This is a genomic window from Nonomuraea maheshkhaliensis (assembly GCF_039529435.1).
Lineage (GTDB): Bacteria > Actinomycetota > Actinomycetes > Streptosporangiales > Streptosporangiaceae > Nonomuraea > Nonomuraea maheshkhaliensis.
Window position 1 is genome coordinate 40,743 of record NZ_BAAAMU010000062.1, and the last position, 24,565, is coordinate 65,307.

The following is a 24,565-nucleotide window of genomic DNA, read 5'->3' on the forward strand; positions in this document are numbered from 1 at the left end:
TCACATGTCGGGGGCATTCCAGCATCAGGGAACAACCCCCGGGTCGGGTCAGGGGTCTCCCGGATGCGAGCCGCCCGCGCGTGGGTCCACGATGTAGGCATGACAGAAGCTCCGCCCAGGCAACCGGCCGCCCCACCCCGTGAGCTGCGACGCAGCAGCGAGGGGCGCTTCCTCATGGGAGTCTGCGCGGGCCTGGGACGCTACACCGGCATCGACCCGGTGGTGTTCCGGGTGGGCGTCGCCGTGCTGCTGCTGGGGTCAGGGGTCGGGCTGCTTCTCTATTTGGCGGCGTTCCTGCTGATGAAGGAGCCGAACGGCCGGCCGGGGCTGATCGAGCAGTGGACGCGGCGCGACTTCGACGCCGAGGCCGTGATGGCGTTGCTGTCGGCGGTGCTGGCGTTCGGGCTGGCGCTCAACCTGGCGACGGTCTGGCTCGACACGGGGACGCTGGTGGTCGGGGTGTTCCTGGCCGTGTCGCTGCTGGCCGCCCATTCCAGCGGGGTGGATCTGCTCGGGCTGGCCAGGTCGATGCCGGAACGGCTGCTCAGGCGGCAGGGCGAACGACCCGCCGCCCACTTCTCCCCGGCTCCGCCGACCACCCCGGTCCCCCGCGCCTCGCGCCCCGCGCCGGCGCGGGAGGGCGTGGACGAGGCCGTCTCCCCGGCGAACGCGGACGAATCTGTCACATCAGCGAACGAATCCGTCACGTCAGCGGGCGCGGGACGGGAGCCGGCGACCGGCAGCGTGCGCCCCCCGACCACGCCGTCGGCTCCGGCCGAGAGCGCGATGCCGGCCGAGAGCGCGGCACCCCAAGAGAGCACGGCGCCGGGCAGGGAGGCGCGGGAGGCGGCCTCTGTCGAGGAGTTGCGGGCGGCGGCCGACAGTGCCAGGGACGCGGCCTACCGGGCCCGCCAGGCCGCGGCCCGCCGGGGGCGGGACGTGTCGCCGGAGGCGGTGACCGCGGAGCACGCCGTGCCGGGGCCCCAGCGCCCCGAGGCCGCCCCGGGCGACCCGCGGCCCGCCTACCGACCCGACCCCCCGACCGCGCTCGACTACTCCGGCTACGGCGAGCCGTTCGCGCCGAACGGCCCCTACCAGCCGCTCGACCCGGCCAAGCGGGCCGGCGGCCACTCCCCTTACGACCCCGCCCTGTACGGCCGCCCGATCCCGCCCAGGCGGGACAAGCGAGAGCCCCGGCCCAGGTCGTACATCGGCGCCATCACCATCCTGCTGGCAATCATCATTGGAGGGATCGTCGTGGCGGTCCAAGCCAGGTCGGCCGGCGGAGTGAGCCCGACCGTCGTCGGCGGCGCCATGCTCATCACCGTCGGCGCGGGTCTGCTCATCGCCGCCTGGTGGGGCCGTGGCGCCGGTCTGGTGGCCGCGGGCACCGCGCTCGTGCTGATCGTGGCGATGGGGCTGGTGCTCGGCGGCCTGCCGCGCAACATCGGCCCGTCGGAGTGGACCCCGACCACGATCGCCGAGGCGAACCAGCTCTACGACGTGGGCCTGGGAGACGGCCGGCTGGACCTGTCGGAGCTGCGGCTGCCGCCTGGGACCCACGTGACGTTCAACGCCGCGGTGTCGGCGGGAGAGCTGGTGGTGATCGTGCCGCCGACCGCCAGGGTCGAGGTGCACGCCACCAACAAGATCGGTGACATCGTCATCGACCAGTCGCTCAAGGGCGGGGTGCAGGTGCGCTCGGACAAGGTGCTGGAGCCGGAGACGAAGCCGGAGGGCAAGGTCTCCACGATCGTGCTGAACCTCAAGGGCGGCGTCGGCGACATGGAGGTGCGACGTGCCGCGTGACCTCGACCGGCCCCAGCGAGTGCGCAGGCGGGTGCACAGGACGGACTGGATGGCCCTGCTCAGCGGTGTGCTCTTCATCGTTCTGGGCATCTTGACGGTGACACGCACGATCCGCGAGCCGCTGGTTCTGGTCGGGGTGACGGTGCTGGGACTGGCCTTCGCGGGCCTGGTCGCGATCGTCGCGCGGGTGGTCCGCGGTAAGTGACCCTTGACCGGTAAGAACACCGGCGTAGGTTCGGAGTGTCCGCCTTTCCCCCCCTGCTCGATGAGGGAGGACGTATGCCCCGAATCACCGTCACTGTCGACGGGATCACGTACGAGGAGGAAGTCGAGCCGCGACTCCTGCTCGTTCATCTCCTACGAGAACGACTGGGCAAGACCGGCACGCCGGTCGGATGCGACACCAGTAACTGCGGCGCCTGCACGGTGATGCTCGACGGCAAGAGCGTCAAGAGCTGCTCGGTGCTGGCCGTGCAGGCCGACGGCGGCGACGTCGTCACGATCGAGGGCCTGGGCGCGGCCGGCGAGATGCACCCGATGCAGCGGGCCTTCCACGAGGAGCACGCGCTGCAGTGCGGCTACTGCACGCCCGGCATGGTCATGGCCGCGATAGACCTGCTCAGGGAGGACCCTGAGCCGTCGGAAGAGACGATCAGGCAGGGGCTTGAGGGCAACCTCTGCCGCTGCACCGGCTACTGCAACATCGTGCGCGCCGTCCGCAAGGGCGCGCAGGAGATGGGTCAGGCGGTGAGCACGCCGTGACCGTTCAGGAGGTGGGCGAGCCGCGTAAGCGCAAAGAGGACGCCAGGCTGCTGACGGGCCGCACGCAGTGGACGGACAACCTGTCCCGTCCCGGGATGCTGCACGTGACGTTCCTGCGCAGCCCGATGGCGCACGCCAGGATCACCGGGGTGGACGTGTCGGGGGCGCGCGCACTGCCCGGGGTCGTGGCGGCCTTCAGCGGCCAGGACCTCGCCGCCGAGCAGGGCAGCCTGCCGTGCGCGTGGCCGGTCACCGAGGACATCGTGATCCCCGATCACCCGCCGATGGCGGTCTCCGAGGTCCGGTACGTGGGCGAGGCCGTGGCCTGCGTGATCGCGGTCGACCGCTACCGGGCGGCCGACGCGCTGGAGGCGATCGAGGTCGACTACGAGCCGTTGCCCGCGGTGGTCGACATGACCGAGGCGCTGTCGGCGGACAGCCCGAAGGTGCACGAGTCGGGCAACAAGGCGTACGAGATGACGGCCGACTTCGGCGACATCGAGGCCGCGTTCAGGGACGCGCCCGTGGTCGTGGACCGGACCTTCGTCCAGCAGCGGCTCATCCCGACCGCGATGGAGCCGCGGGCGATCCTGGCCGACACCGACGGCGAGTCGTTCACGCTGTGGTCGTCCACGCAGATCCCGCACGTGCTGCGGGTCATGCTGGCCGTGGTCACCGGCATCCCCGAGCACAAGCTGCGCGTGATCGCGCCCGACGTGGGCGGCGGGTTCGGCTCGAAGCTGCAGGTCACCGCTGAGGAGGTGCTCTGCCTGCTGCTGGCCCGCAAGCTGGGCCGGCCGGTCAAGTGGACGGAGTCGCGCTCAGAGGGCAACCTGACCGTGCACCACGGCCGTGACCAGATCCAGCACGTACGGCTGGCGGCCGAGGCCGACGGGCGCATCAGGGGGCTGCAGGTCAGCCTGCTGGCCGACATGGGCGCGTACCTGATGCTGCTCACGCCGGGCATCCCGCTGCTGGGCGCGTCGATGTGCAACGCGATCTACAAGATGGACGCGTACCAGTTCAACTGCACAGGCGTGTTCACCACGAAGATGCCGACCGACGCCTACCGCGGGGCGGGCCGGCCCGAGGCCACGTTCCTCATCGAGCGGATGATGGACGAGCTCGCGGCCGCGGTGAACGTGGACCCGGTCGAGGTGCGCAGGCGCAACTGGATCAAGCACGAGGAGTTCCCCTACGCCACGATCTCGGGGTTGACGTACGACTCGGGCAACTACGAGGCGGCCACCGACCGGGCGCTGTCGCTGTTCGGCTACGACAAGCTGCGCGCCGAACAGGCCGACCGGCGGGACCGGGGTGACCCGGTGCAGCTCGGGATCGGCGTCAGCACGTACACGGAGATGTGCGGCCTGGCCCCGTCCCGATGGCTGGCGGACGCGAACTTCGGCGCGGGCGGCTGGGAGCACGGCTCGGTGCGCATGCTGCCCACGGGCAAGGTCGAGGTCATCACCGGCACCTCGCCGCACGGGCAGGGCCACGTGACGTCGTGGAGCCAGATCGTGGCCGACGCGCTCGGCGTTCCGTTCGAGGACGTCACGGTGCTGCACGGCGACACGGCGATCGCGCACAAGGGCATGGACACCTACGGCTCGCGCTCGCTGGTCATCGGCGGTGTCGCGGTGCTCAAGGCGTGCGAGAAGGTGAAGGAGAAGGCCCGCAAGCTGGCCGCGTACGTGCTGGAGTGCTCGCCGGACGACCTGGAGTTCGAGGCCGGGGCGTTCAAGGTGCGCGGCACGGATTCGAGCAGGACGATCCAGGAGCTGGCCTACGCCACGTTCACCGCGCACGACCTGCCCGAAGGGGTCGAGCCGAACCTCGACTCCGACGCCACGTTCGACCCGGACAACTACTCCTTCCCGCACGGCACCCACCTGTGCGCGGTGGAGGTCGACACGGAGACGGGCATGGTGAAGCTGCGCTCGTACGTGGCGGTGGACGACATCGGCAAGGTCGTCAACCCGCTGATCGTGGAGGGCCAGGTCCACGGCGGCATCGCCCAGGGCATCGCGCAGGCGCTCTTCGAGGAGGCCACGTACGACGCCGAGGGCAACCTGCTCACCACCACGATGGCCGACTACCTGCTGCCGTCGGCCGCCGACCTGCCGATGTTCACCCTCGACCGGACCGAGACCCCGGCGACCAGCAACCCGCTGGGCGCCAAGGGTGTCGGCGAGGCGGGCACGATCGCCTCGACCCCGGCCGTGGTGAACGCGATCGTGGACGCGCTGCGGCCGTACGGGATCGAGGACCTACGGATGCCGTGCACGCCCGAGCGCGTCTGGCGGGCCCTGGAAGGAGTGCGGCGATGATTCCCGCTCAGTTCGACTACGAACGTCCGAGCTCGCTGGAGCAGGCGTGCCAGGCGCTCGCCTCGGACGAGGACGCCAAAGTCCTGGCCGGCGGCCAGTCGCTGCTGCCGCTGCTGCGGTTGCGGCTGGCCTACCCGTCGAAGCTGGTGGACGTCGGCAGGATCGCCGAGCTGAAGGGCGTGCACGACCGCGGTGACCACGTCTTCATCGGCGCGATGGCCACGCACGACGAGGTGCTGCGCTCGCCCGTGGTGCGGGACGGCTGCCCGCTGGTGGCGCTGGCCGCGGCCCAAGTGGCCGATCCGGCGATCAGGCACCGGGGCACGTTCGGCGGCTCGCTGGCGCACGCGGATCCGGCGGGCGACCTGCCGGCGGTGGCGCTGGCGCTGGAGGCGGTGTTCGTGGCCGCCTCGGCGCAGGGCGAGCGGGAGATCCCGGCCGCCGCGTTCTTCGTCGACTACTGGGAGTCCGCGCTGCGGCAGGGCGAGATCCTGACCGGGGTGAAGGTGCCGAAACTGGGCGCGGGCTGGGGCTTCCACTACGAGAAGTTCCACCGGACCGCGCAGGCGTGGGCCATCGTCGGCGTGGCGGCGGCGGTCAGGCGCTCCAACGGCTCGATCGCCGAGGCCAGGATCGGGCTGACCAACATGGGCGCCACTCCGGTGCGCGCTCGTGCCACCGAGGCCGCGCTGCAGGGCGTGGAGCTGGGCGATCAGGTACGCCAGGCGTGCGAGGAGGCGGCGGCCGACACCTCTCCGCCCGCCGATCTGCACGCCCAGCCCGACTACCGGCGGCATCTGGCCAGGGTGCTGACCCACCGCGCGGTGCGGACGGCGACGGCCTCGCCGTGATCTGAAGGGGGCGCCTCTTCCGGGGCGCCCCCGCTGCGGCATATCGTCACAGGCACGTGGGAGAAGGAGCGGATCGATGGCGATGCGGTTCGAGCACGAGTTCACTGTTCCCGTCCCGATCGAGCAGGCGTGGGCGGTGCTGCTCGACGTCGAGCGGGTCGCGCCCTGCCTGCCGGGTGCGGCGCTCGACGTCTTCGAGGGCGACGAGTTCACCGGCAGGATGAAGGTCAAGGTCGGCCCGATCACGGTCACCTACCGGGGCACGGCCAAGTTCCAGGACGTGGACAAAGACTCCTACACGCTCACCATCCAGGCGTCGGGCAAGGAGGCCAGGGGCTCGGGCACCGCTTCCGCCACGGTCAAGGCGCGCCTGCGCGAACGCGACGAGGCCACGCTGGTCACGGTGGAGACGTCGTTCAACGTGACGGGCCGGCCGGCGCAGTTCGGGCGGGGGGTCATGGCCGACGTCGGCGGCAAGCTCATCGAGAGGTTCGCCGACAACCTGGCCGAGCTGATCTCCGAGCCCACGGTCGAACAAGTGCCCCCAGTCCAAGAGCAAGACCAGGGCCAGGGCCAGGAGGAGGAGCGGCACCTGAGCGCGGTGCCGACGGCGCCCGAGCAGCCTGAGCAGGAAGTACGGCCCGCGGCCCCGCTGCGCACCTCGCGCACGCCCGACGAGGAGGCGCTCGACCTGCTGCGGATCGCCGGGCAGCCGCTGCTGAAGCGGCTGGCGCCGGTCGCGGGCGCGCTCGTGGCGCTGCTCGCCATCGTCTGGATTATTCGTCGCCTTATGCGGTGATTTTCGGCAAATAGTGCATCAAGTCCGGACACTTCGCCGTGGCTGAGGGAAGTGCCATTCCCGCAGGTAGAACTAGCTACGGGGGACTTGGCATGCCGGACTGCACGGTCGTCGTCATCACGTACAACGACGCGGCCCGCCTGCCCAGGGCCGTCCGTTCCGTGCTCGGGCAGTCGCTGCGCGACCTTGAGGTGATCATCGCCGACGACGCCAGCACGGATGGCACGCCGGAGGTGGCGCGGCGGCTCGCCCAGGCCGATCCGCGGGTGCGTTACCTGCGCAGACCGGTCAACTCCGGCGGCTGCGGCGCGCCGCGCAACGACGGCATCGACGCGGCCGCCGCGCCGTACGTCATGTTCCTCGACAGCGACGACGAGCTGCCCAGGCACGCGTGCAAGAGCCTGCTGGCCGAGATCGAACGCACCGGCGCCGACTTCGTCTCCGGGCAGATCTCCCGCCTGTACGAGCCGAGCGGGCGGCTGCAGCCGTACTACCCGTCGTTGTTCGCCAGGAGGCGGGTGGTCGAGGGCATCCGCGAGGAGCCCGAGCTGTTCCTGGACAGCTTCAGCACCAACAAGCTCTACGACGTCGGCCGGCTGCGCGACAACGTGCTGCGCTTCCCCGAGGACATCCACTACGAGGACCACGTCTTCGCCGCCGAGCTGTACGCGACCAGCCGCAGGTTCGCGGTCGTGCCGTGGGTGGTCTACCACTGGCACCGCGCGCCCGTGAACGACTCCATCTCGCTCAGCATCGACGACCTGGACAACGTGCGGCAACGGGTGATCGCGGCCCGGCTGAGCGACGACATCCTGCGTGAGCACGGGGCCGCGGACCTGGTGCCGCACCGGCAGTACCGGTTCGTCCGGCAGGACCTGCGCGTCTACCTCAACCCGCTGCCCCGGCGCGACCTGGTGTGGGTCAAGGAGTTCGCCTCGGTGGTGCGGCCGTACCTGGAGGAGGTGGCGGAGGAGGTGTTCGAGCGGATCGCCCCGCTCGACCGGGTCTGCTGCCGGCTCATCCTCGACGACCGGATCGAGGACCTACGCATCGCGGCCGGCTCGCTGACCGGGCCCAGGGCGGCGCCGAGGGCGGCGGTGCAGCTCGACGGGCGGACGTACTGGGGCACGACGGCCTCACCCGGCATGGACATCACCCGGCTGCGGCTGGCCGAGCTGCCCTACACCTCCTCCAGGCTGCGGCACGAGGTGGCGGACCTGTCCTCCGACGGGGACCGGGTGCGGATGACCGTGCGCACCTACGACCCGTTCGGCGTGCTGCCGCCGGCCTGGACGGCGTTCCTGCAGCTCGGCGGGGACCGGGTGCCCATCGCGCCGGAGCCGTCGAGCGCGGGCGGCTACGTCAGCCGGGTCACGTTCACGCCCAAGGGCCGGTGCGACCCGCGCATCGGCTTCACCAGGACCTCCGACGGGCACACCACGACCGACCGGATCATCGCCGACCCGCACACCGAGCCGATCGAGCTGCCCGGCTGCACGCTCAAGGTCGAAGGCTACGCGGCCTACCTGTGCGTGCGGCCCGACTCCATCGCCCGCTCGGTGTGGCGGCGGATCAGGCGGCAGCTGATGAAGCGGGTCAACACGCCGGCGAACAAGCTGCGGGCGTACAAGCTGATGATCAAGGTGTTGCCGCGCCGGCACGACCTCGCCCTGTTCGAGTCGGACGTCGGCAAGGGCTACAGCGGCAGCCCCAGGGCCATCTACGAGGAGCTGCGCCGGCGCGGCCTGCCGATCGAGGTGGTCTGGTCGGTGGCCAGGGGGCGCAGGAACTTCCCCGCGGACGTGCGGCTCGTCCGCCGCGGGAGCTGGCGCTACATCTACACCATGGCCAGGGCCGGCGTCTGGGTGGACAGCCACGGCTTCCCGCTCGACTACCCCAAGCCCAAGGGCACCCGCTACCTGCAGACGTGGCACGGGCAGGGGATCAAGTCGATCGGGTTCGACGCGCCCGACCTGCGCGGCGACTTCGACAAGCCGCGGGCGCGGTGGCGGGCGGCGGTCGCGCGGTGGGACGCGCTGGTGTCGCCGAGCGCCGAGTTCTCGCGGGTGTTCCTGCCGTCGAACGGCTACTCGGGCAAGGTGTACCGGTGCGGCACGCCCCGGTGCGACGCCCTCGTCCGCGCCGAGCCGGCGCCGGACCAGGCGGACAAGGCGGCCGAGGTGCGGCGGCGGCTGGAGGTGCCGCCCGGGCGCCGGGTGCTGCTCTACGCACCCACCTACCGGGACCGGGGCATCGGCAGCGGCCGGTCCGTACGGGCCGACCTGGAGCTCATGGCCGAGGAACTGGCCGAGGACTGGGTGGTGCTGCTGCGTACGCATCCGGTCGAGCGCTACCAGCCGCCCGAGCACCTCAAGCACTTCGTCCGCTCGGCCGGGTCGTATCCGGACATCAACGATCTGATGCTGGCCTCGGACGCGCTGCTGACCGACTACTCCTCCGTCATGTGCGACTACGCGCTGACGGGCAAGCCGATGCTGTTCTACATCGACGACTGGGACGACTACCGGCTCGCCGAGCGCGGCGTCTACCACGACCTGCCGGCCATCGCCCCGGGCCCGTGCGTCGCGACGACCGGAGACCTGATCACCGCGCTGCGCGACCTGCCCGCCGTGCACGCCTCCTACGCCGAACGGTACGCGGCCTTCCGCGAGCTGTGGTGCGCCGACGAGCACGGCGACGCGGCGGCCAGGATCGTCGCCGACTTCTTCGCCGACGCAGGGCAGGACGCCAGGGAGGGGGTCCAATGACGGTGGTCTTCACCTGCCTGGACGCCGACACGCTCGGCGGCACCCAGCAGGTCACCCACACCCTGGCCCAGGGCCTGGCGCGGCGCGGGCACGAGGTGCACGTCATCGGCCTGCAACCGGCCGCCAGCCCGTTCCGCTACGTCCGGCACCCGCGTTACCAGCGGCACGTGATCGGCCGCCGCGCCGCCGAGGGCCCGCTGGCGCGCCGGCTGAGCGACCGCCGGCTCAAGGAGTTGCTGCGCCGGATCGGGCCCGGCTACGCGGTCCTGACCTCGCCGTCCGTGGTGGCCAGGCTGTCGGGGCTGCTGCCCGAGGGGTTCCGGCCGATCGGTCAGTATCACAGCTCGTACGACCACGCCCGCGGCTGCTGGCACCTGGCCTCGATCCGCCGCCACTACGCCGGGCTCGACCAGGCGCTCTTCCTCAGCGACGACGACGCCAGGCTGTTCTCCGAGCACGCGCTGCTGCCGAACGCGTACACGCTGCCGAACCCGCTGGCGGTCTGGCCGGAGGAGATGTCGGACCTCGCCTCGCCGCGCGTGCTCGGCGTGGGCCGGCTGGAAGGCGTCAAGCGGTTCGACCGGCTGATCAGCGCGTTCGCCCGCGCGAAGCTGCCGCGCCCGTGGGAGCTGCACCTCATCGGGGACGGCGGCGAGCGGGAACGGCTGCGCGCGCACGCGGAGCGGGACGGCGTGGCCGACCGCGTGGTGTTCAGGGGGCTGGTGCCGGCCGCGCTCATGCCGGCCGAGTACCTGGCGGCCTCGGTCCTGGCGCTGACCAGCGAGCACGAGGGGCTGCCGATCGTGCTGCTGGAGGCGGCGGCGCGCGGGGTGCCCGCGGTGGCGTTCGACGTGTCGGGAGGGGTGCGCTCGGCCGGTCCCGTGCTGGTGCCGCCGGGCGACGTGGACGCGTTCGCGGCGGAGCTGGCCCGGCTGGCCGGGGACGAGGAGGAGCGGCGCCGGCTCGGGGCCGACGCCCGCGCACGGGCCGAGGCGTTCCGCCTCGACCACGTGCTGGACCGCTGGGAGTCGCTGTTCGCCCACATCGAGCGCTGAGCGCTCAAAGCTGTGCCGGCTCCCAGAGGGTCGGGCTCAGACCGGTTCGGTGAGTTCCTTGCGCTGCTGCGGCACCCCGGCCAGCGAACGCTGGCGGGTGGTGAGCATGGCGGCCACCGGGCTGGGCTCGCGCAGCCGGTTGAACCGGTCGCGCATGGCCTTGCGCATACGGCTGGCCTTGCGCTTCTGCATCGTCTTCTGCGCGGCCGTCACGTGCTCCTTGGCCGGCTTGGGCGCGCCGGTCAGCTCGTACCCCATGGACTCCAGGCGGTCGCCGAGCATGTGCTCGCACAGCGCGATCTCCCAGTCGTCCAGCCGGCTCGCCCAGCTCCCGACCCGGCTGCGGGTGACCTCGCGGTGGGTGTTGCTGTGCCAGACCTTGTGCTGCGGCACGGCCACGCTGGCCGCCTCGCGCGGCGAGATCATCGCTGGGGAGAAGTCCTCGTCCAGGAAGTGGCAGAGCTTCTTCAGCTCGGTCATCGGGTCGTCGGTGAGGTCCTCGTAGCGCAGCTCGTAGTAGGTGTCCTCGGGCAGCGTGCGCCTGAGCCGGCCGCCCGCGTCGATGGCCTCGGCCCAGGTGGAGACGGCGTGGAAGGAGTCCAGCGTGTACCAGGGCATCTCCTTCAGCGAGGCCACGCAGTCGCGGCCGTCCCTGATGAGGTGGATGAACTGGGCGTCGGGGAAGAGCCGGAGCAGCAGGTCGACCTGCTTGACGTAGCTGGGCCGCTTGTCGCCCCAGCGGGCCTTGTCGAACCGGTCGGCGTACATGCGGAAGGCCGTGCCGATCACCGAGCCGAGCGAGCCGGGGCCCTCCACGGCCTGCCTGACGAACTCGTCCTTGTCGATCTTGAGCTCGCGGAACTTCGTGCTGCGGTCGGTCGCGATCCACTCGGCGAGCGCGCGGCGGCGCTGGTCGAGCCGCAGGTCCCCCCACGTGCGGCGGCGGTAATAAGCGGGAATGAGGAAGCGCGTCTCCGGCGGCACCGCCATGCGGGGGTGCGAGTGGAGCATCAGCTGGAGCATCGTGGTGCCGGACCGCGGGCATCCGATGACGAAGACTGGTCGGTCTGACATTTCGTACTAACCCCCGAAAACTTAGACGAGAACGTGTTCTCGGCTCTCCTGAGACGAGCTCGCGCCGTGCCTGCGCGTGAAGAGCCACATCCGGTAGACAAGGAAGATCTCGTTGGCGAGCAGCAGAGCTCCGGACGCGGCGGCCAGCGGGATCAGCGCCCATGCCCCCGCAAGGGGCGCGATCACGAACACCGCCGCGTGGAACTCGATGCCGCTCACCAAGTGCGAGCGGACGCGGTGGCGGGCCAGGAACCTGTTGAGCCGCTTGAAGAGCCGGAAGAACGCGCGCGGCCGGGGCCCCCGCCCCATCCGCTCCCGCTCCGGCGGCTCCAGCGGATCCACCGAGAAGGGATCCGCCCTGTACCGGCCCGGGTACGGGCCCGGCGTGAAGGAATCCGCCGCGAAGGGATCCCCCGTGAGGGGATCGGCCGCCAGCGGATCCGGTGACATCACGTCCACCGCCAGCGGGTCCGGCCCCAGCGGCTCCAGCCCGTTCTCCTGCCGCTCCTCCCTGACCGCCTCGCGCACGCGCTTCATCTGCGGCGCGTTGACGTACCTGAACAGGTCGAGCACGGCCACCGCCGCCCCGAGGACGACGAAGCTCACGTCGCCGGTCAGCGTGTACTGCCCGTATGCCAGCCCCCCTGCACACAGGACGACCCTGACCCGGTCCCCCACGTAGTCGAGCCAGAGGCCGAAGGGCGTCCCCGTGCCCTTGAGCCGGGCCACTTTGCCGTCCACGCAGTCGATCATGAAGCTGAGATAGAAGAAGCCCGCGCCCGCAATGAGCTGGTTCGTCGCGAAACAGGCGGCCGAGACCAGGCCGAGGACCAGCGAGATCACGGTGAGCCCGTTGGGCGTCAACCGGGTGTGATTGGCGACGGGCAGGGTGACCCGGCAGGCGACCGGGTCCACGAAATACACGGTCCACCAGGAGTCTCTCCGCTTGCGTGTCTCGTGGACGTCATCGAGCGAATAGGTCCTCATGCCTTCCAGCATGACCACGCACCGCGCCCGAGCGATTACTGTCTGGAACTACTGGGGGATGTCCATGCCGCTTCTTGACCAACCCGGCACGGAAAACCGCCACGCCGAGCCGGCCTCCCCGTCGCGGCACCAGCCCTTGAACACCAGGCCGCGCAGCTCGGCCCGCACCTGCAGCCGCCACGGCCCCGCGCCGCCGAGACGCCCGGGGTCGAACGAGGCCACGACGCCGTAGCGGCCCCGCCGCCGCGCCTCCAGGGGGACGCGGCGTTTGCCGTCACTCAGCCACAGGCCGACCTTCGGGATCCTGCGATCGACGCGGTGGAAGGCCACGTGGGCGCGCAGGCGGTACTCGGTGCCGGTCCACTCGCACGCGTCGACCCTGGCGATCAGCTTGACCTCGTCGCGGGCGTCGAACACCTCGTCGGGGATGCGCAGGCGGCGGCTGCGGAAGAAGGGGTAGTCGCCGTACCAGTTGGTGACGCGCAGGCCGCGCGGGACCACCCGGGCGAGATCCTCGCGACCACGCCGGAACTCGCGCACCGCGCGCAGCTCCGAGATCAGGCCGCGGCCGAGCAGGTGCAGCTCAAGGCGGCGCAGCGACGGCGCGCTCGCCAGCACGTGCGGGCCGAGCGCGGCCATCCAGGCGCGGCCCAGGTCGAGCAGCGGCCCAGGATCCTCCTCCCCGCGCTCCAGCGCCTGGAACAGGAAGACGGTGTCCTTCTCCAGCACCAGGGCGTCGAAGCCGTCGAGCAGCTCGGGCGCGCGCTCGTCCAGGAAGGCGCGCACCGACTGGATGGCCGTCAGCCGCTCGCGCAGGTTGGACAGCTCGGAACGGCGCTGCGTGATCGAGTGCTCCCCCTCCTCGCGCTTGCGCCAGTGGTAGACCACCTCGCCCAGCATGTCCACGCTGGTGGCCAGCACGTGGGCCTGCATGGCGACGGGCACGTCCTCGTAGATGCCGGACGGGAAGCTCAGGCCGCAGCGCTCCCAGAAGTCGCGCCGGTAGACCTTGTTCCACACCGTGCGATCCCTGATCAGCACCTGCTTGTCGGTGATATGGGTGCACAGCTGCGGTCGCCTGAACACCTTCTCGTGCAGGACGGACTCCTCCAGCTCGCCGTCCACCAGCCGCCGCACCGCGCCGCAGGCCAGGTCGGAGCCGGTCTCGGCGAGCTTGCCGACGAGCAGCTCGTACGCCTCCGGCGGCACGACGTCGTCGCTGTCGGCGAAGGCCAGGTAGGCGCCGCGCGCCTGGCGTACCGCCTGGTTGCGGGCCGGGCCCGGGCCCAGGTTGCGCTGACCGATCAGGACGAAGCGCTCATCCCTGGCGGCGAAGTCCTCGGCGACGCGCCGGCTGCCGTCCACGGAGCCGTCGTCCACCAGGATCACCTCGATGTCGTCGAGCGTCTGCGCGGCCAGCGACTTGAGGCACTCGGTGAGGTACGGCTCCACGTTGTAGAACGGGACGACGACGCTGAGCAGGGGGATCATGCCGAATTCACTCCTAGGCTCGGTGTGGTTCGAGGGCAGCATGACGCGAGCGGCGGGCCGATCCCGGCTTCGATGCCCGTCCCTGATGAGCTCTTTACCTGACGCGGAATCCGCTACGTTGTGCAAGTCATCGAGCACGAACAGTAGGGGGAGCGGTGCTCAGAGACGTCCACGACGGCGACCTGCCGGTCATGCTCCGCTGGCGCAACCACCCGCGCGTGCGCGCCGCCAGCTTCACCACCCACGAGATCACCGAGGACGAGCACGCCCGCTGGTGGGCGGCCGTCCGCTCCGACCCGGCCAGGCGGGTGCTGGTCTACGACCACGAGCGGGTCCCCGCCGGGGTGGTGACCTACTCGGACGTGTCCGGCGGAAGCGCACTCTGGGGCTACTACCTCGACTTCGACGGCCTCGACCGGGCGGGCGCGCTGCTGCCGGCCTGGATCGGGCTGGAGCGGGCGGCCGTCGAGCACGCCTTCGGGCCGCTCGGGGTGAGCACGCTGCGCGGCGAGGTGCTGGCGGGAAACGAGCCGGTCATGCGGCTGCACAGGCGCTTCGGGTTCGTCGAGGTCGGGGCGTATCGGAGGAACGTGGACGGGGTGCCGCGCCAGGTCGTGCGGATCGAGCTGAGAAGGGAACACACATGATCACCATCGGGGGACGCACGATCGGGCCGGGACAGCCGCCGTACGTCGTCGCGGAGCTGTCCGGCAACCACAACGGCAGCCTGGAGCGGGCCCTTGCCATCGTGGACGCGGTGGCCGAGGCCGGGGCGCACGCGCTGAAGCTGCAGACCTACCGGCCCGACACGCTGACCATCGACTGTGACGGGCCCGCGTTCCGGCTGGGCGAGGAGCACGAGCTGTGGGGCGGGGAGAACCTCTACCGGCTCTTCGAACGGGCCCACACGCCGTGGGAGTGGCACCGGCCGATCTTCGAGCGGGCGCGCGAGCGGGGGCTGGCCGCGTTCTCGGCGCCCTTCGACCCGACGGCGGTCGAGCTGCTGGAGAAGCTGGGCGTGCCGGCGTACAAGATCGCCTCGTCCGAGATCGTGGACCTGCCGCTGATCCGGCTCGCGGCGGCCACCGGCAAGCCGCTGATCATCTCCACCGGGATGGCCTCGGCCGCCGAGATCGACGCCGCGGTGTCGGCCGCCCGCGCGGCCGGCTGCACCCAGCTCGCCGTGCTGTCGTGCACCGCCTCCTACCCCGCCGACCCCGCCGAGAGCAACCTGCGCTCGCTGCCGCTGCTGGCCGCGCTCACGGGTGAGGTCGTGGGCCTGTCCGACCACACGCCGGGGCTCGGGGCCGCGCTGGCCGCGGTGGGGCTGGGCGCCTGCCTGATCGAGAAGCACGTCACCATGGCGCGGGCGGACGGCGGGGTGGACTCCGCGTTCTCTCTGGAGCCGGCCGAGCTGGCGGCGCTGGTGGTGGAGAGCGAGCGGGCCTGGCGGTCGCTGGGCGAGGCCGCGATCGGGCCGCGGCCGTCGGAGCGTGAGGGGCTGCGCTTCCGGCGTTCCCTGTACGTGGTGCGCGACGTGCGGGCGGGCGAGCAGGTCACCCCTGACAACGTGCGTTCGATCCGGCCCGCGGGCGGCCTGCCGCCGGACGCGGCCGAGCAGGTGATGGGGCGCCGCTTCACCCGCGACGTCCCGTTCGGCACACCGCTGTCGTGGGACCTCGTCTAGCCGGACGCTCGCGCTGACCGGGCCCGCTCGCGCGGGGAGCTGTGTGTCAGCGGGGTGCGAGGAGGGCGTCGGCGACGCGTTCGCGGCCTCTGCCGTCCACGAGGCCGCGGCCGCGCCGGCCGTGCTCCTCACGGGCGGCGGGGTCGGCGAGCAGGCCGGCCAGCACACCGACCGCCCCGGGTCCCGGTTCGGGGCCGAGTCCGGCGGCCACTCCCCTGCCGACCAGTTCCTCGTACCCGATGAGCTGGTTGCCGGCCACCCAGGTCAGCGCGGTGGGGACGCCGAGGTGGAGCAGCTCCCAGACGGCCGAGCCGGCCGCGGTGAGCACGAGGTCGGCGCCGGCCATCAGCTCGGGGAGCCGGTCCGTCGGCGCGATCACCTCGATCGGCCCGCCTCCTCCGGAATGCGCGGCCTCGAACGGGACCGGGCTGACGACCGTGGCCGCGAAGGGCCGCCCGGTCTCCGTGAGCGCCCGCGCCCAGGCGGGGGCGACGCCCGCGCTGTCGGTGCCGCCGAAGAAGCACAACACCCGCGGCACCCGGCCTCGGCGCGGGGCCGGGCGCTCATCCCGCCTGAGCCGTCGCACGCTGTCGCGCAGCAGCACGTACCGCGCGCCCGCCAGACGCTCGGCACCGGCGGCGGGGACGACCAAGGGGGCGGGGAAGGGGCGGTGCTCGGCGCCGAGGTTCTGGTCGAGGTAGAGGTCGGCCTCCTGGCCCAGCGGGTCGCCGTCCACGATGGCCAGCACCCTGACGCCCGCCTCCCTGAGCACGGCGCCGGTCTTCTCCGGCAGCACGTACGAGTCGAGCACCACGGCGTCCAGCCCAAGCCCGGTCACCAGCGCGGCCAGCTCGGCGGGCTCGCGCGGAGCCGGGACCAGCAGCAGGCCGCGCTCGCGCAACTGGGCCCGCGCCCACGCCGACCCGCGTACCTCGCCGAGGAAGACCACCTCGACGCCCCTGGCGCACAGCTCCTCCGCCAGCGCAACGCATCGCACCAGATGCCCGGCCCCGCTCTCGGCCCCGGCGTCGCAGCGCAGCCCCACCCGTCGCACCGTGCCGGCCGTCATGCGTCCTGCAGCGCCTTCTGGCGTACGTGGGCGTTGAGCCCGCGCACGTCCGGCCGTTCGCGCAGCCAGCTCACCAGCGTCCTGACCGGCACGCACCGGTCGCCCAGCTCGGCCGCCACCGCGGAGATGAGCCGCCAGTCGTCCTCGGTGTCGAGCGTGACCCGCAGGTCGTCGCCGGCCGGGCGGTAGGCCAGCCCGAGCAGCCGAGCGTCGCCGGGGTGCTCGTAGATGTAGGAGGTCACGTGGGTGCGGTGGAAGCCGGTGGCCTCCTCGTGCGCCCTGGCCAGGGCGGCCCGGCCGGCGATCTCGACGTCGAGCCCGCGCGGCAGCGTACGCGCCAGGCTGGTGCTCAGGTAGTCGAGCCCGGGAACGGCACGGAAGACCAGCGCGGCCTCCCTGATCACGGCGGGGTCGAGCATCGGGCAGTCGGCCGTGAACCGCATGACCGCGTCCCAGCGCCGCCCCTCCAGCGCCCCTACGAACCGGGTCAGCACGTCGTCCACGGGCCCCCGGTGACAGGCCACGCCGAGCCGGCCGCACTCGGCGGCCACCGCGTCGTCGCCGGGCTCGGACGTGGTGGCCACGACGAGGTCGTCGAGCGCGCCCGCCTCACGGGCGGCCCTGACCACCCAGCCGAGGACGGAGCGGCCCTCCAGGTCCCGCAGCACCTTTCCCGGCAGACGGGTTGAGCCCATCCGAGCCTGAACCATTCCGACAATCCGCACCGAAGCCCCATTCCCCCGGATGACAGCGTGTGACAGGAGGTGCACTTCAGTCACATGCACAGGACTCACTGTGAGTCACCGAACGATCGCGCTATGCTACCGCCTGCCACGACGACGACAGCGCGTTAGCGCGATTTCAGGGGGCCACGTGAGCATTCTCAGTGGATCGTCGATTCTGATCACCGGAGGCACGGGGTCCTTCGGCAAGGCATTCATCCGTCACGCGCTCGACTCGCTCGGGGTCCGCCGCCTGGTGGTCTTCTCCCGCGACGAGCTCAAGCAGTACGAGACCAGGCAGCTGTTCGCCGACGACGAGCGGCTGCGCTGGTTCATCGGCGACGTCCGCGACCGCGACCGCCTGACCAGGGCCATGCACGGCATCGAATACGTGGTCCACGCCGCGGCGCTCAAGCAGGTCGACACCGCCGAGTACAACCCGTTCGAGTACGTCCGCACCAACGTCGCCGGCTCCCAGAACGTCGTGGAGGCCGCGATCGACTCCGGCGTGCGCAAGGTCGTCGCGCTCTCCACCGACAAGGCCTCCAGCCCGATCAACCTCTACGGCGCCACGAAGCTGGTCGCCGACAAGCTGTTCGTCTCGGCCAACCACTACGCCGCCGCCCACGAGACCCGCTTCTCCGTGGTCCGCTACGGCAACGTCGTCGGCAGCAGGGGCTCGGTCATCCCCCTGTTCCAGCGGCTGGCCGAGCAGGGCGGCAGCCTGCCGATCACCGACAAGCGCATGACCAGGTTCTGGATCACGCTGGAGCAGGCGGTCAGGTTCGTGGTCGACTCCTTCGACCTCATGCAGGGGGGCGAGCTGTACGTGCCGCGCATCCCCAGCATGCGCATCACCGACCTGGCCGAGGCCCTGGCCCCCGACAGCCCGATCTACGAGATCGGCGTGCGGCCGGGCGAGAAGCTGCACGAGGAGATGATCGGCGCCGACGACGGCCGCAGGGCACTGCGGCTGTCCGACCGGTACGTGGTCCAGCCCACGATCGCGACCTGGGGCTACACGCCGCCGCAGACCGGCGAGCAGTTGCCCGAGGGCTTCGCCTACCGCTCCGACAGCAACGAGCACTGGCTGTCGGTCGAGGACCTGCGCGCCATGGTGGCCGGCTGATGCTGCCCTACGGACGGCAGTCGATCGCCGAGTCCGACGTGGCGGCGGTCGCCGAGGTGCTGCGCGGCGACTGGCTGACCACGGGGCCCGCCGTCGGCCGGTTCGAGGCGGAGCTGGCCCGGTGGACGGGCGGCGTGCCCTGCGTGGCGGTCACGTCGGGCACCGCGGCGCTGCACGTCGCGTACGTGGCCGCCGGGGTCGGGCCGGGCGACGAGGTGATCACCTCGCCGCTGACGTTCGTCGCCACCGCGGCCACGGCCGCGCTGCTGGGCGCGCGGGTGGTCTTCGCCGACGTGCAGCCCGACACCGGCAACCTCGACCCCGACGCCGCCGCCGCGCTGGTCACCTGCCGGACGCGGGCGGTCACGGCGGTCGACTACGCGGGCCATCCGGCCGACTACGACGAGCTGCGCACGGTGACCGAGCGGTTCGGCGCGGTGCTGGTGGGCGACTCGGCGCACTCGATCGGGTCGGCGTACAAGGATCGGCCGGTGGGGGCGCTGGCGGATCTGACCACGTTCTCCTTCTTCCCCACCAAGACCGTGACGACGGCCGAGGGCGGGGCCGTGGCGGCGAGCGACCCGGAACGCTTCCAGCGCGCCGCCGCGTTCAGGAACCACGGGCTGGTCAGGGAGCCGTCCGAGCAGCGCGAACCGGACGAGGGCGGCTGGCACCAGGAGGTGCACGCGTTCGGGCTCAACTACCGGCTGCCCGACGTGCTGTGCGCGCTCGGCCTCAGCCAGCTGCGGCGGCTCGACCGCTTCCGGGCGCGGCGCGCCGAGCTGGTCACCCGGTACAACACGCTGCTGCGCGACGTGCCGGGGCTGACGCTGCCCGCCCAGCGCGCGTACGTGCGGCCGAGCTGGCACCTCTACCCGGTCAGGGTCCGCGACGGGCGGCGGCGCGAGGTGTACGAGCGCATGCGCGCCTCCGGGATCGGCGTGCAGGTCAACTACCTGCCCGCGTACCGGCATCCGGTCTTCGCGGATCTCGGCTACCGGCGCGGCCTGTGCCCGCGGGCCGAGGAGTACTACGCCGAGCAGCTGTCGCTGCCGCTCTTCCCCGACCTGACGGACGCGCAGCAGGACCGTGTCGTGGAGACGCTGGCGGGCATCCTCGCCTGAGTCCCCGCGATCAGCGCTCGACCAGCAGCAGGCAGCCGTCCTCGCCCCGGTCGATCTGGAAGCTCCGCCCGGCGACCGTGACCCGCGCGCGCGGGCGCGTGCGGACCAGGGGCCGCTGCGCCCGCCCCTGGTCGATCAGCACCTCCCACCACGACTCGTGGCCGACGCGCTCGTCGATGCCGGCCAGGGGCACGCGGGCGCGGAACTCCTGGCCGTCCAGCTCGACGGGGAAGTACATCTCCTCGCCGTCGTTCCTGCGCCGCAGCCGCAGCACCGGCTCGCCGTCGCCGGCGTCGGTCATCACCCCCGACAGCAGCAGGTCGCCGCCGTCCACCCGGCAGTCGCCGACGGTCATCGACGCCGTACGGACCCGCAGGCACCAGGCCCCCCGCGACGTGCGTACGGGCACCAGCCACACCCCCGACCTGCGCCGGGGCAGCGGGATCGGCGGCGGCAGCCAGCGCGGCCCGGCCACCTTGCCCTCCAGGCGCAGCCCCTGCCCCCTGAGCTGCACGCACAGGTCCCACAGGCCGTGCCTGGCCAGCCGGGCCCGCGACATCGCGCCGGGGTCGAGGGCGAACCTGAACGGGAACGCGTGCTCGGGCAGCCGGCCCCCCTCCTCGTCCTCGACGCTCTCCCAGGTGGGGGCGCTCTCCTCGTCGGACAGCAGCATGACGTCGCCGGTGCCGCGCTCCTCCAGCCAGATCCGCACCCGCACCCGGCGCAGCCCGCCCACGTCGAACCTGCCGACGGCCACCCGGCCCGCGCCGCGCAGCACGCCGTCGCGCCAGTCGAGGCTCACCAGCCTGGCCTGGAGGCCCAGCTCGCCGGAGACCTCGGACAGGTGGCCCGGCAGCGACGGGTGCCGGCCGTACCAGCGCTTGCGCAACATGCCCGCCGAGCCGACCTTGGGCCACAGGTGGCCCTCCCTGGCCTGGGCGAAGACGGCGGCCAGCTCGTCGAGGCGGCGCCGGTGCAGCAGGTGGACCAGGAGCCGGTGCTCGAACGGGATGCTCCGCCAGGCTTCCGGCGACACGCCGTCGAGGTAGCGCACGGCCAGGTCGAGCAGGTCGTCGTCGGCCGCCGCGCCGGCGTCCGCCATCGCCTCCACCGCCACGCCCATGTCGATGTCGAGCGTGTCGCGGTCGAAGTCGTCCTTGAGCCGCGGCGCCGCGGCGGCCACCAGGTCGGCGGTCTGGAGCACCGACAGCAGACGGTCGCGCAGGTTGCCCGGCTCCAGGCGGCGCTGGGTGATCGAGGAGGCGGGCTCGTCGCGCTGCCGCCAGTGGTAGACGACCCTGGCCAGCACGTCCACGGACTTGGCGCCGACGTGGGCGGCCATGGCGACCGGCTGGTCCTCGTACATGCGCTCGGGGAAGCTCAGCCCGAGGCGGTCCCAGAAGGTGCGGCGGTAGACCTTGTTCCACAACATGCGGTCGCGGATCAGCAGCGGGTGGCGGGTGATGTGGGTGCGCCTGAGCGGCTTGGCGAACGCCTCGCGGTGCGCCCACGACGGGATGAGCAGGTTGTGGTAGAGGCGCATGACGTTGCCGCAGGCCAGGTCGGAGCCGGTGTCCTCCAGCGTGGACACCATGCGCTTGAACGCGTCGGCCGGGACGGTGTCGTCACCGTCCACGAACGCCAGGTAGTCGCCGCGCGCGTGGCGCACCCCGACGTTGCGGGCGTGGCCGACGCCGTGGTTGTCCTGGCGGACGAGGGTGATCCGCGGGTCGGCCGCACGCCTGGACGCCACCGCGTCCGCGCTCCCGTCGACGCTGCCGTCGTCCACGCAGATCACCTCCACCTCCTCCCCCAGCGTCTGCGCGGCGATGGAGTCGAGGCAGGGTCCGATGTACTTCTCGACGTTGTGGAACGGGACGATCACCGAAAGAACCGGCACGGGCACTCCTCATCGTTGGCTCAGCCGGACAGCAGGCGTATGACGCGGCGGGCGACCTTGCGGGGACGGGCCAGGCGGCGGGAGAGGCGGTATCCGAGCGTTCTGCGGTAGGCGGTGGCCTTGCGCTGGGTCCTGCGCAGCTTCGCCTTGGCCCTGACCAGCTCGCGCTCGCGGTAGGAGAGCTTGGTCTCCAGCCGGGCGATCCTGGCCAGCGCGGCGGTGAGCTGGTCGGCCAGGCGGTCGCGCGCGGCGAGCAGGTCGCGGTAGGCCGGGGCGTCCTCGGCCAGCTCGGCGGGGCGGCCGAGCTCGGCGTCCAGCTTGCGGGCCAGGTCGAGGTCACCGGGGTCGCAGGTGTGTCCTGCCATGCCGCACAGGGTCAGCGTGAGCTGGTCGGCCTCCAGCGGCCACGGCCAGGGGTGGTGGTGGCCGGCGGCCAGCAGCCTGACGGCGAAGCGCCACAGGATGCGGCAGAGCACGACGCGCGGCTCGGGCGGCGTGGACGGCGCCGCCGGCGGGTTGACGGCGGCGAACCGCTCCCCGTCGTGGACCAGGCTGTCGGCCGCCGCCGACACCTCGCCACCCGCCTCCAGCCACGCGGCCAGCTCGGACAGCAGCTCGCGGATGGTCCTGACGTCCTCGCGGGCGCACGCCTCGACCAGCAGCTCCTCCACCACGCGGCCCGCGGGGACCGGCCGCTCCTCGCCGCCGGGCAGCCGGCGGGTGCCCGTGGGGGTGAGCTCGTACAGGGCCTGGCCGTCCTCGATGAGGCCGAGCGGCAGCTCAACCGCCCTGGACGCGCCCGCGGCGCGCGGCGGCCTGGTGGCCACGGCCAGCCAGAGCGGCGCCAGCTCCTCGCCCAGCCGGTGCCGGAACACCAGCCGGGTCACCCGCAGCGGGTCGGCGACCAGCATCCGGTCGCCGTCTCCCGCGCTCAGCGCGAACGTCAGCGCCTCGGGCAGGTCGAAGGCCAGCGCCTCTCTGGACAGCAGCGACCGGGGCGCCCGCCGGTCGGGGAAGGCCGCGTAGCAGCGCTGCACGCTCAGCCCGGCCGACTCCAGCCCCACGTCCAGCGCCCCCGGCCCGCCGGGGTAGCTGGGATCGAAGCCGTGGGGGGCCCACTGGTCGTCGGCGCACTCGCGGCCGGTCGGCCTGGCCTCGACGAACCGGTCCACGCCCAGGTCGTTGTGCACGCCGAGGACCAGCCGCCCGCCGGGCGCGACCAGGTCGGCCAGCGCCCCGAGCGACTCGTCCCATGCGGCGGCGGGCGCCTCGGCCGAGTGCGTGCGCAGCAGCCCGTCGAGGGCCACCACCAGCTCGTACGGCTCCTCCGCCGCGAGCAGCTCCAGCCGCCCGCAGTGGACGGTGAGCCCCGGATGCCGTTCGGCCAGGGCGCAGGCGTCGGGGTAGGAACGCAGCAGCACGGCGGCCGACGGCGCCCGCGCCGTCACGTCGTCCACGAGCGCCTGCGGATGCGGCCCGACCAGCAGCACCCTGCCGTCGTCGGGCATCACCCGCCCGAGCAGCTCCCATGCCGCGCCGCGCCAGTCCACCACGCCCCCCAGGCCGGACATGTCCGACCAGAGGAGCATCTCCCCGCCGATCAGCCGCACGTTGTCAGGTGTCTCGTTGGTGTTCACGCGGTGCGCTCCCGCTTCCATCCGAACATGCGCCGTAGCTCCTCCGGTGTCGCCTGATACTCGAATCCCAGCTCCCGCCGGGCCACCTCGGCCGCAAGCTCCCGATCGACGTCGGTGCCGTGCAGCTCCGGCCACAGCCGCAGGCGGCGCGCGGTGCCGCCGTATTCGGGCCGCTCGTCCTCGTACTGCATCGGGTCTCCGTAGACGGCCACGTCGCATCCCACCGACGCGCCGTAGAACAGCGCGCTGCCGAGCCGGTTGGAGGCCACCCTGCGGTGGCCGCGCAACTCGATCAGCTGCTTGCGCAGGAAGTCGCGGCCCTTCGTCTCCCAGCGGGACCCGCGATCGCCATGACAGATGACCCGGAATCCCCTCGATCCATACGCTTGTCGAATGTCCGGATTTGCGTATTCCAACCAATAAAGGCAGATGGTGACCGGACCAGTCTCGACATTTCGTATCTCGTCGGCCAGCCGGGCGTGGTCACCGCTGACGGAATACTTTTCCCACCCATGAAAGGGATACCAGATCGTGCCCTCGCGATCCGGCCGGACGCCCAGCTCGGGTTCGAGGTCAAGAAGGTAAATCCACGGCGCGCCGATCAGGTAGTGGCCGCGCCGGCCCATCGACCAACCCCTGCGGCGCAGCACGTCCGACCAGATGAAACGGGGATAACCCGGGCTGCACCAGTGGTCGTTGGGCGGAAAACCGTGCAGATAGTTCCATCCGTGCTGGAGGAAACCTTGAATGCGCTTTGGCGTATCCTCGCTGAGGCCGCAGTATCTGCCGAGTATGCGGGAGTGCCCGTACCAGTGATTGGATTCGTCCATCATTCCCCCCGTACGGTTGCCGTGTCCCACCCGACATTCCCAGCACCCATCACAGGTCACGCCTCGTTATACGCTTCCATTACCCAGGCCGGGGTCTTGGTTTTTCTTCCCGAACAATTGCGGCTACACTTCGTCGTGGCTTGAGGACAGAGAGTGAGTGATCATGAGTCATCTCGATCGCCTGCGGGCCGTGTTCCGCATGGCGCTCAACCTGCCGCCCGACGCCGACGTCGACGACCTCCGATACCGGGCCATCCCGCAGTGGGACTCCCTGGCGCACATGGCGTTGGTCGCCGCGATGGAGGACGAGTTCTCCGTCATGATCGACACCGACGAGATGATCGACATGAGCTCGTTCGCGCTGGCGGCCGAGCTGCTCGAGAAGCACGGCGTCGGTGCGCCCGCCCGCTGAGCCCCGCCCGGCGGGCCCCGCCCGCCCCACCGAGTGCTGCGCGGGCGGCTCGGTGGAGCGCAGGGTCGCTCTCGTCACCGGCTCGACGAGGGGCATCGGCCGGGCCGTCGCCTGCGCTCTGGCCGCGGC

21 protein-coding genes are annotated in these 24,565 nt (G+C 71.9%); 13 read left to right on the forward strand and 8 right to left on the reverse strand.

What is annotated here, in order from left to right:
- The first annotated feature begins 99 nt into the window (after positions 1-99).
- The 8 genes from ABFX54_RS33545 to ABFX54_RS33580 all read left to right on the forward strand — a co-directional run bounded on the left by ABFX54_RS33545 (position 100) and on the right by ABFX54_RS33580 (position 10,374).
- Positions 100-1,809 carry a PspC domain-containing protein gene (locus tag ABFX54_RS33545; RefSeq protein ID WP_346110601.1) on the forward strand — a complete coding sequence of 570 codons (1,710 nt, stop codon included), beginning with the start codon at positions 100-102 and terminating at the stop codon, positions 1,807-1,809.
- Complete coding sequence (locus tag ABFX54_RS33550; protein WP_346110602.1) at positions 1,799-2,014, forward strand: hypothetical protein; 216 nt, start codon at positions 1,799-1,801, stop codon at positions 2,012-2,014. Before ABFX54_RS33545 ends, ABFX54_RS33550 begins: the two co-directional genes overlap by 11 nt.
- A 74-nt stretch (positions 2,015-2,088) precedes the next feature.
- Positions 2,089-2,571: a (2Fe-2S)-binding protein gene (locus tag ABFX54_RS33555; RefSeq protein WP_106236243.1), complete on the forward strand. Its 483-nt coding sequence runs from the start codon at positions 2,089-2,091 to the stop codon at positions 2,569-2,571.
- Positions 2,568-4,901, forward strand: coding sequence for a xanthine dehydrogenase family protein molybdopterin-binding subunit (locus tag ABFX54_RS33560; RefSeq protein WP_346110603.1), 2,334 nt, complete (start codon positions 2,568-2,570; stop codon positions 4,899-4,901). The genes ABFX54_RS33555 and ABFX54_RS33560 overlap by 4 nt, the downstream gene beginning before the upstream one ends.
- Complete coding sequence (locus ABFX54_RS33565; RefSeq protein ID WP_326630871.1) at positions 4,898-5,752, forward strand: FAD binding domain-containing protein; 855 nt, start codon at positions 4,898-4,900, stop codon at positions 5,750-5,752. Before ABFX54_RS33560 ends, ABFX54_RS33565 begins: the two co-directional genes overlap by 4 nt.
- A 76-nt stretch (positions 5,753-5,828) precedes the next feature.
- Positions 5,829-6,551: an SRPBCC family protein gene (locus tag ABFX54_RS33570; protein WP_346110604.1), complete on the forward strand. Its 723-nt coding sequence runs from the start codon at positions 5,829-5,831 to the stop codon at positions 6,549-6,551.
- Between the two features lie 92 nt (positions 6,552-6,643).
- On the forward strand, positions 6,644-9,319 hold the full coding sequence (locus ABFX54_RS33575) for a bifunctional glycosyltransferase/CDP-glycerol:glycerophosphate glycerophosphotransferase (RefSeq protein WP_346110605.1): 2,676 nt from the start codon (positions 6,644-6,646) through the stop codon (positions 9,317-9,319).
- Complete coding sequence (locus ABFX54_RS33580) at positions 9,316-10,374, forward strand: glycosyltransferase (RefSeq protein ID WP_346110607.1); 1,059 nt, start codon at positions 9,316-9,318, stop codon at positions 10,372-10,374. The genes ABFX54_RS33575 and ABFX54_RS33580 overlap by 4 nt, the downstream gene beginning before the upstream one ends.
- 36 nt (positions 10,375-10,410) lie before the next feature.
- Here the strand turns inward: ABFX54_RS33580 and ABFX54_RS33585 are convergent, their stop codons facing one another.
- The 3 genes from ABFX54_RS33585 to ABFX54_RS33595 are packed head-to-tail and all read right to left on the reverse strand — an operon-like array spanning position 10,411 to position 13,926.
- Positions 10,411-11,448: a sulfotransferase family protein gene (locus ABFX54_RS33585; protein ID WP_346110608.1), complete on the reverse strand. Its 1,038-nt coding sequence runs from the start codon at positions 11,446-11,448 to the stop codon at positions 10,411-10,413.
- A 21-nt stretch (positions 11,449-11,469) separates the two neighbouring features.
- Positions 11,470-12,435, reverse strand: a complete 966-nt coding sequence (locus ABFX54_RS33590) for a CDP-alcohol phosphatidyltransferase family protein (RefSeq protein ID WP_346110609.1) — start codon at positions 12,433-12,435, stop codon at positions 11,470-11,472.
- A 48-nt stretch (positions 12,436-12,483) separates the two neighbouring features.
- Entirely contained in the window at positions 12,484-13,926 is a 1,443-nt protein-coding gene (locus tag ABFX54_RS33595; RefSeq protein ID WP_346110610.1) for a glycosyltransferase family 2 protein, read from the reverse strand.
- Positions 13,927-14,081: 155 nt separating this feature from the next.
- Here ABFX54_RS33595 and ABFX54_RS33600 point away from each other — a divergent pair, with 155 nt between their 5' ends.
- Together ABFX54_RS33600 and pseI are read left to right on the forward strand one after the other, a co-directional pair.
- Positions 14,082-14,573, forward strand: a complete 492-nt coding sequence (locus ABFX54_RS33600) for a GNAT family N-acetyltransferase (protein WP_346110611.1) — start codon at positions 14,082-14,084, stop codon at positions 14,571-14,573.
- Entirely contained in the window at positions 14,570-15,613 is a 1,044-nt protein-coding gene (gene pseI / locus ABFX54_RS33605; RefSeq protein ID WP_346110612.1) for a pseudaminic acid synthase, read from the forward strand. Before ABFX54_RS33600 ends, pseI begins: the two co-directional genes overlap by 4 nt.
- A gap of 46 nt (positions 15,614-15,659) precedes the next feature.
- On the opposite strand, the gene ABFX54_RS33610 is transcribed toward pseI, so the two are convergent.
- Both ABFX54_RS33610 and ABFX54_RS33615 read right to left on the reverse strand, forming a co-directional pair.
- A complete protein-coding gene (locus tag ABFX54_RS33610; protein ID WP_346110613.1) occupies positions 15,660-16,682 on the reverse strand; it encodes a PseG/SpsG family protein in 1,023 nt (340 codons plus the stop codon).
- Complete coding sequence (locus ABFX54_RS33615) at positions 16,679-17,392, reverse strand: cytidylyltransferase domain-containing protein (protein ID WP_346110614.1); 714 nt, start codon at positions 17,390-17,392, stop codon at positions 16,679-16,681. The genes ABFX54_RS33610 and ABFX54_RS33615 overlap by 4 nt, the downstream gene beginning before the upstream one ends.
- Positions 17,393-17,555: 163 nt before the next feature.
- Here ABFX54_RS33615 and pseB point away from each other — a divergent pair, with 163 nt between their 5' ends.
- Entirely contained in the window at positions 17,556-18,533 is a 978-nt protein-coding gene (gene pseB / locus ABFX54_RS33620; RefSeq protein WP_346110615.1) for a UDP-N-acetylglucosamine 4,6-dehydratase (inverting), read from the forward strand.
- Entirely contained in the window at positions 18,533-19,657 is a 1,125-nt protein-coding gene (locus tag ABFX54_RS33625) for a DegT/DnrJ/EryC1/StrS family aminotransferase (RefSeq protein ID WP_346110616.1), read from the forward strand. The genes pseB and ABFX54_RS33625 overlap by 1 nt, the downstream gene beginning before the upstream one ends.
- Before the next feature lie 10 nt (positions 19,658-19,667).
- Here the strand turns inward: ABFX54_RS33625 and ABFX54_RS33630 are convergent, their stop codons facing one another.
- The 3 genes from ABFX54_RS33630 to ABFX54_RS33640 are packed head-to-tail and all read right to left on the reverse strand — an operon-like array spanning position 19,668 to position 24,027.
- Positions 19,668-21,557 (reverse strand): glycosyltransferase family 2 protein, encoded by a 1,890-nt coding sequence (locus ABFX54_RS33630; RefSeq protein ID WP_346110617.1) that lies wholly within the window; start codon positions 21,555-21,557, stop codon positions 19,668-19,670.
- Positions 21,558-21,577: 20 nt separating this feature from the next.
- Positions 21,578-23,194, reverse strand: a complete 1,617-nt coding sequence (locus tag ABFX54_RS33635; RefSeq protein ID WP_346110618.1) for a hypothetical protein — start codon at positions 23,192-23,194, stop codon at positions 21,578-21,580.
- Entirely contained in the window at positions 23,191-24,027 is an 837-nt protein-coding gene (locus ABFX54_RS33640) for a hypothetical protein (protein ID WP_346110619.1), read from the reverse strand. The genes ABFX54_RS33635 and ABFX54_RS33640 overlap by 4 nt, the downstream gene beginning before the upstream one ends.
- A gap of 160 nt (positions 24,028-24,187) precedes the next feature.
- Here ABFX54_RS33640 and ABFX54_RS33645 point away from each other — a divergent pair, with 160 nt between their 5' ends.
- Complete coding sequence (locus ABFX54_RS33645; RefSeq protein ID WP_346110620.1) at positions 24,188-24,436, forward strand: acyl carrier protein; 249 nt, start codon at positions 24,188-24,190, stop codon at positions 24,434-24,436.
- Positions 24,437-24,565 lie beyond the last annotated feature (129 nt).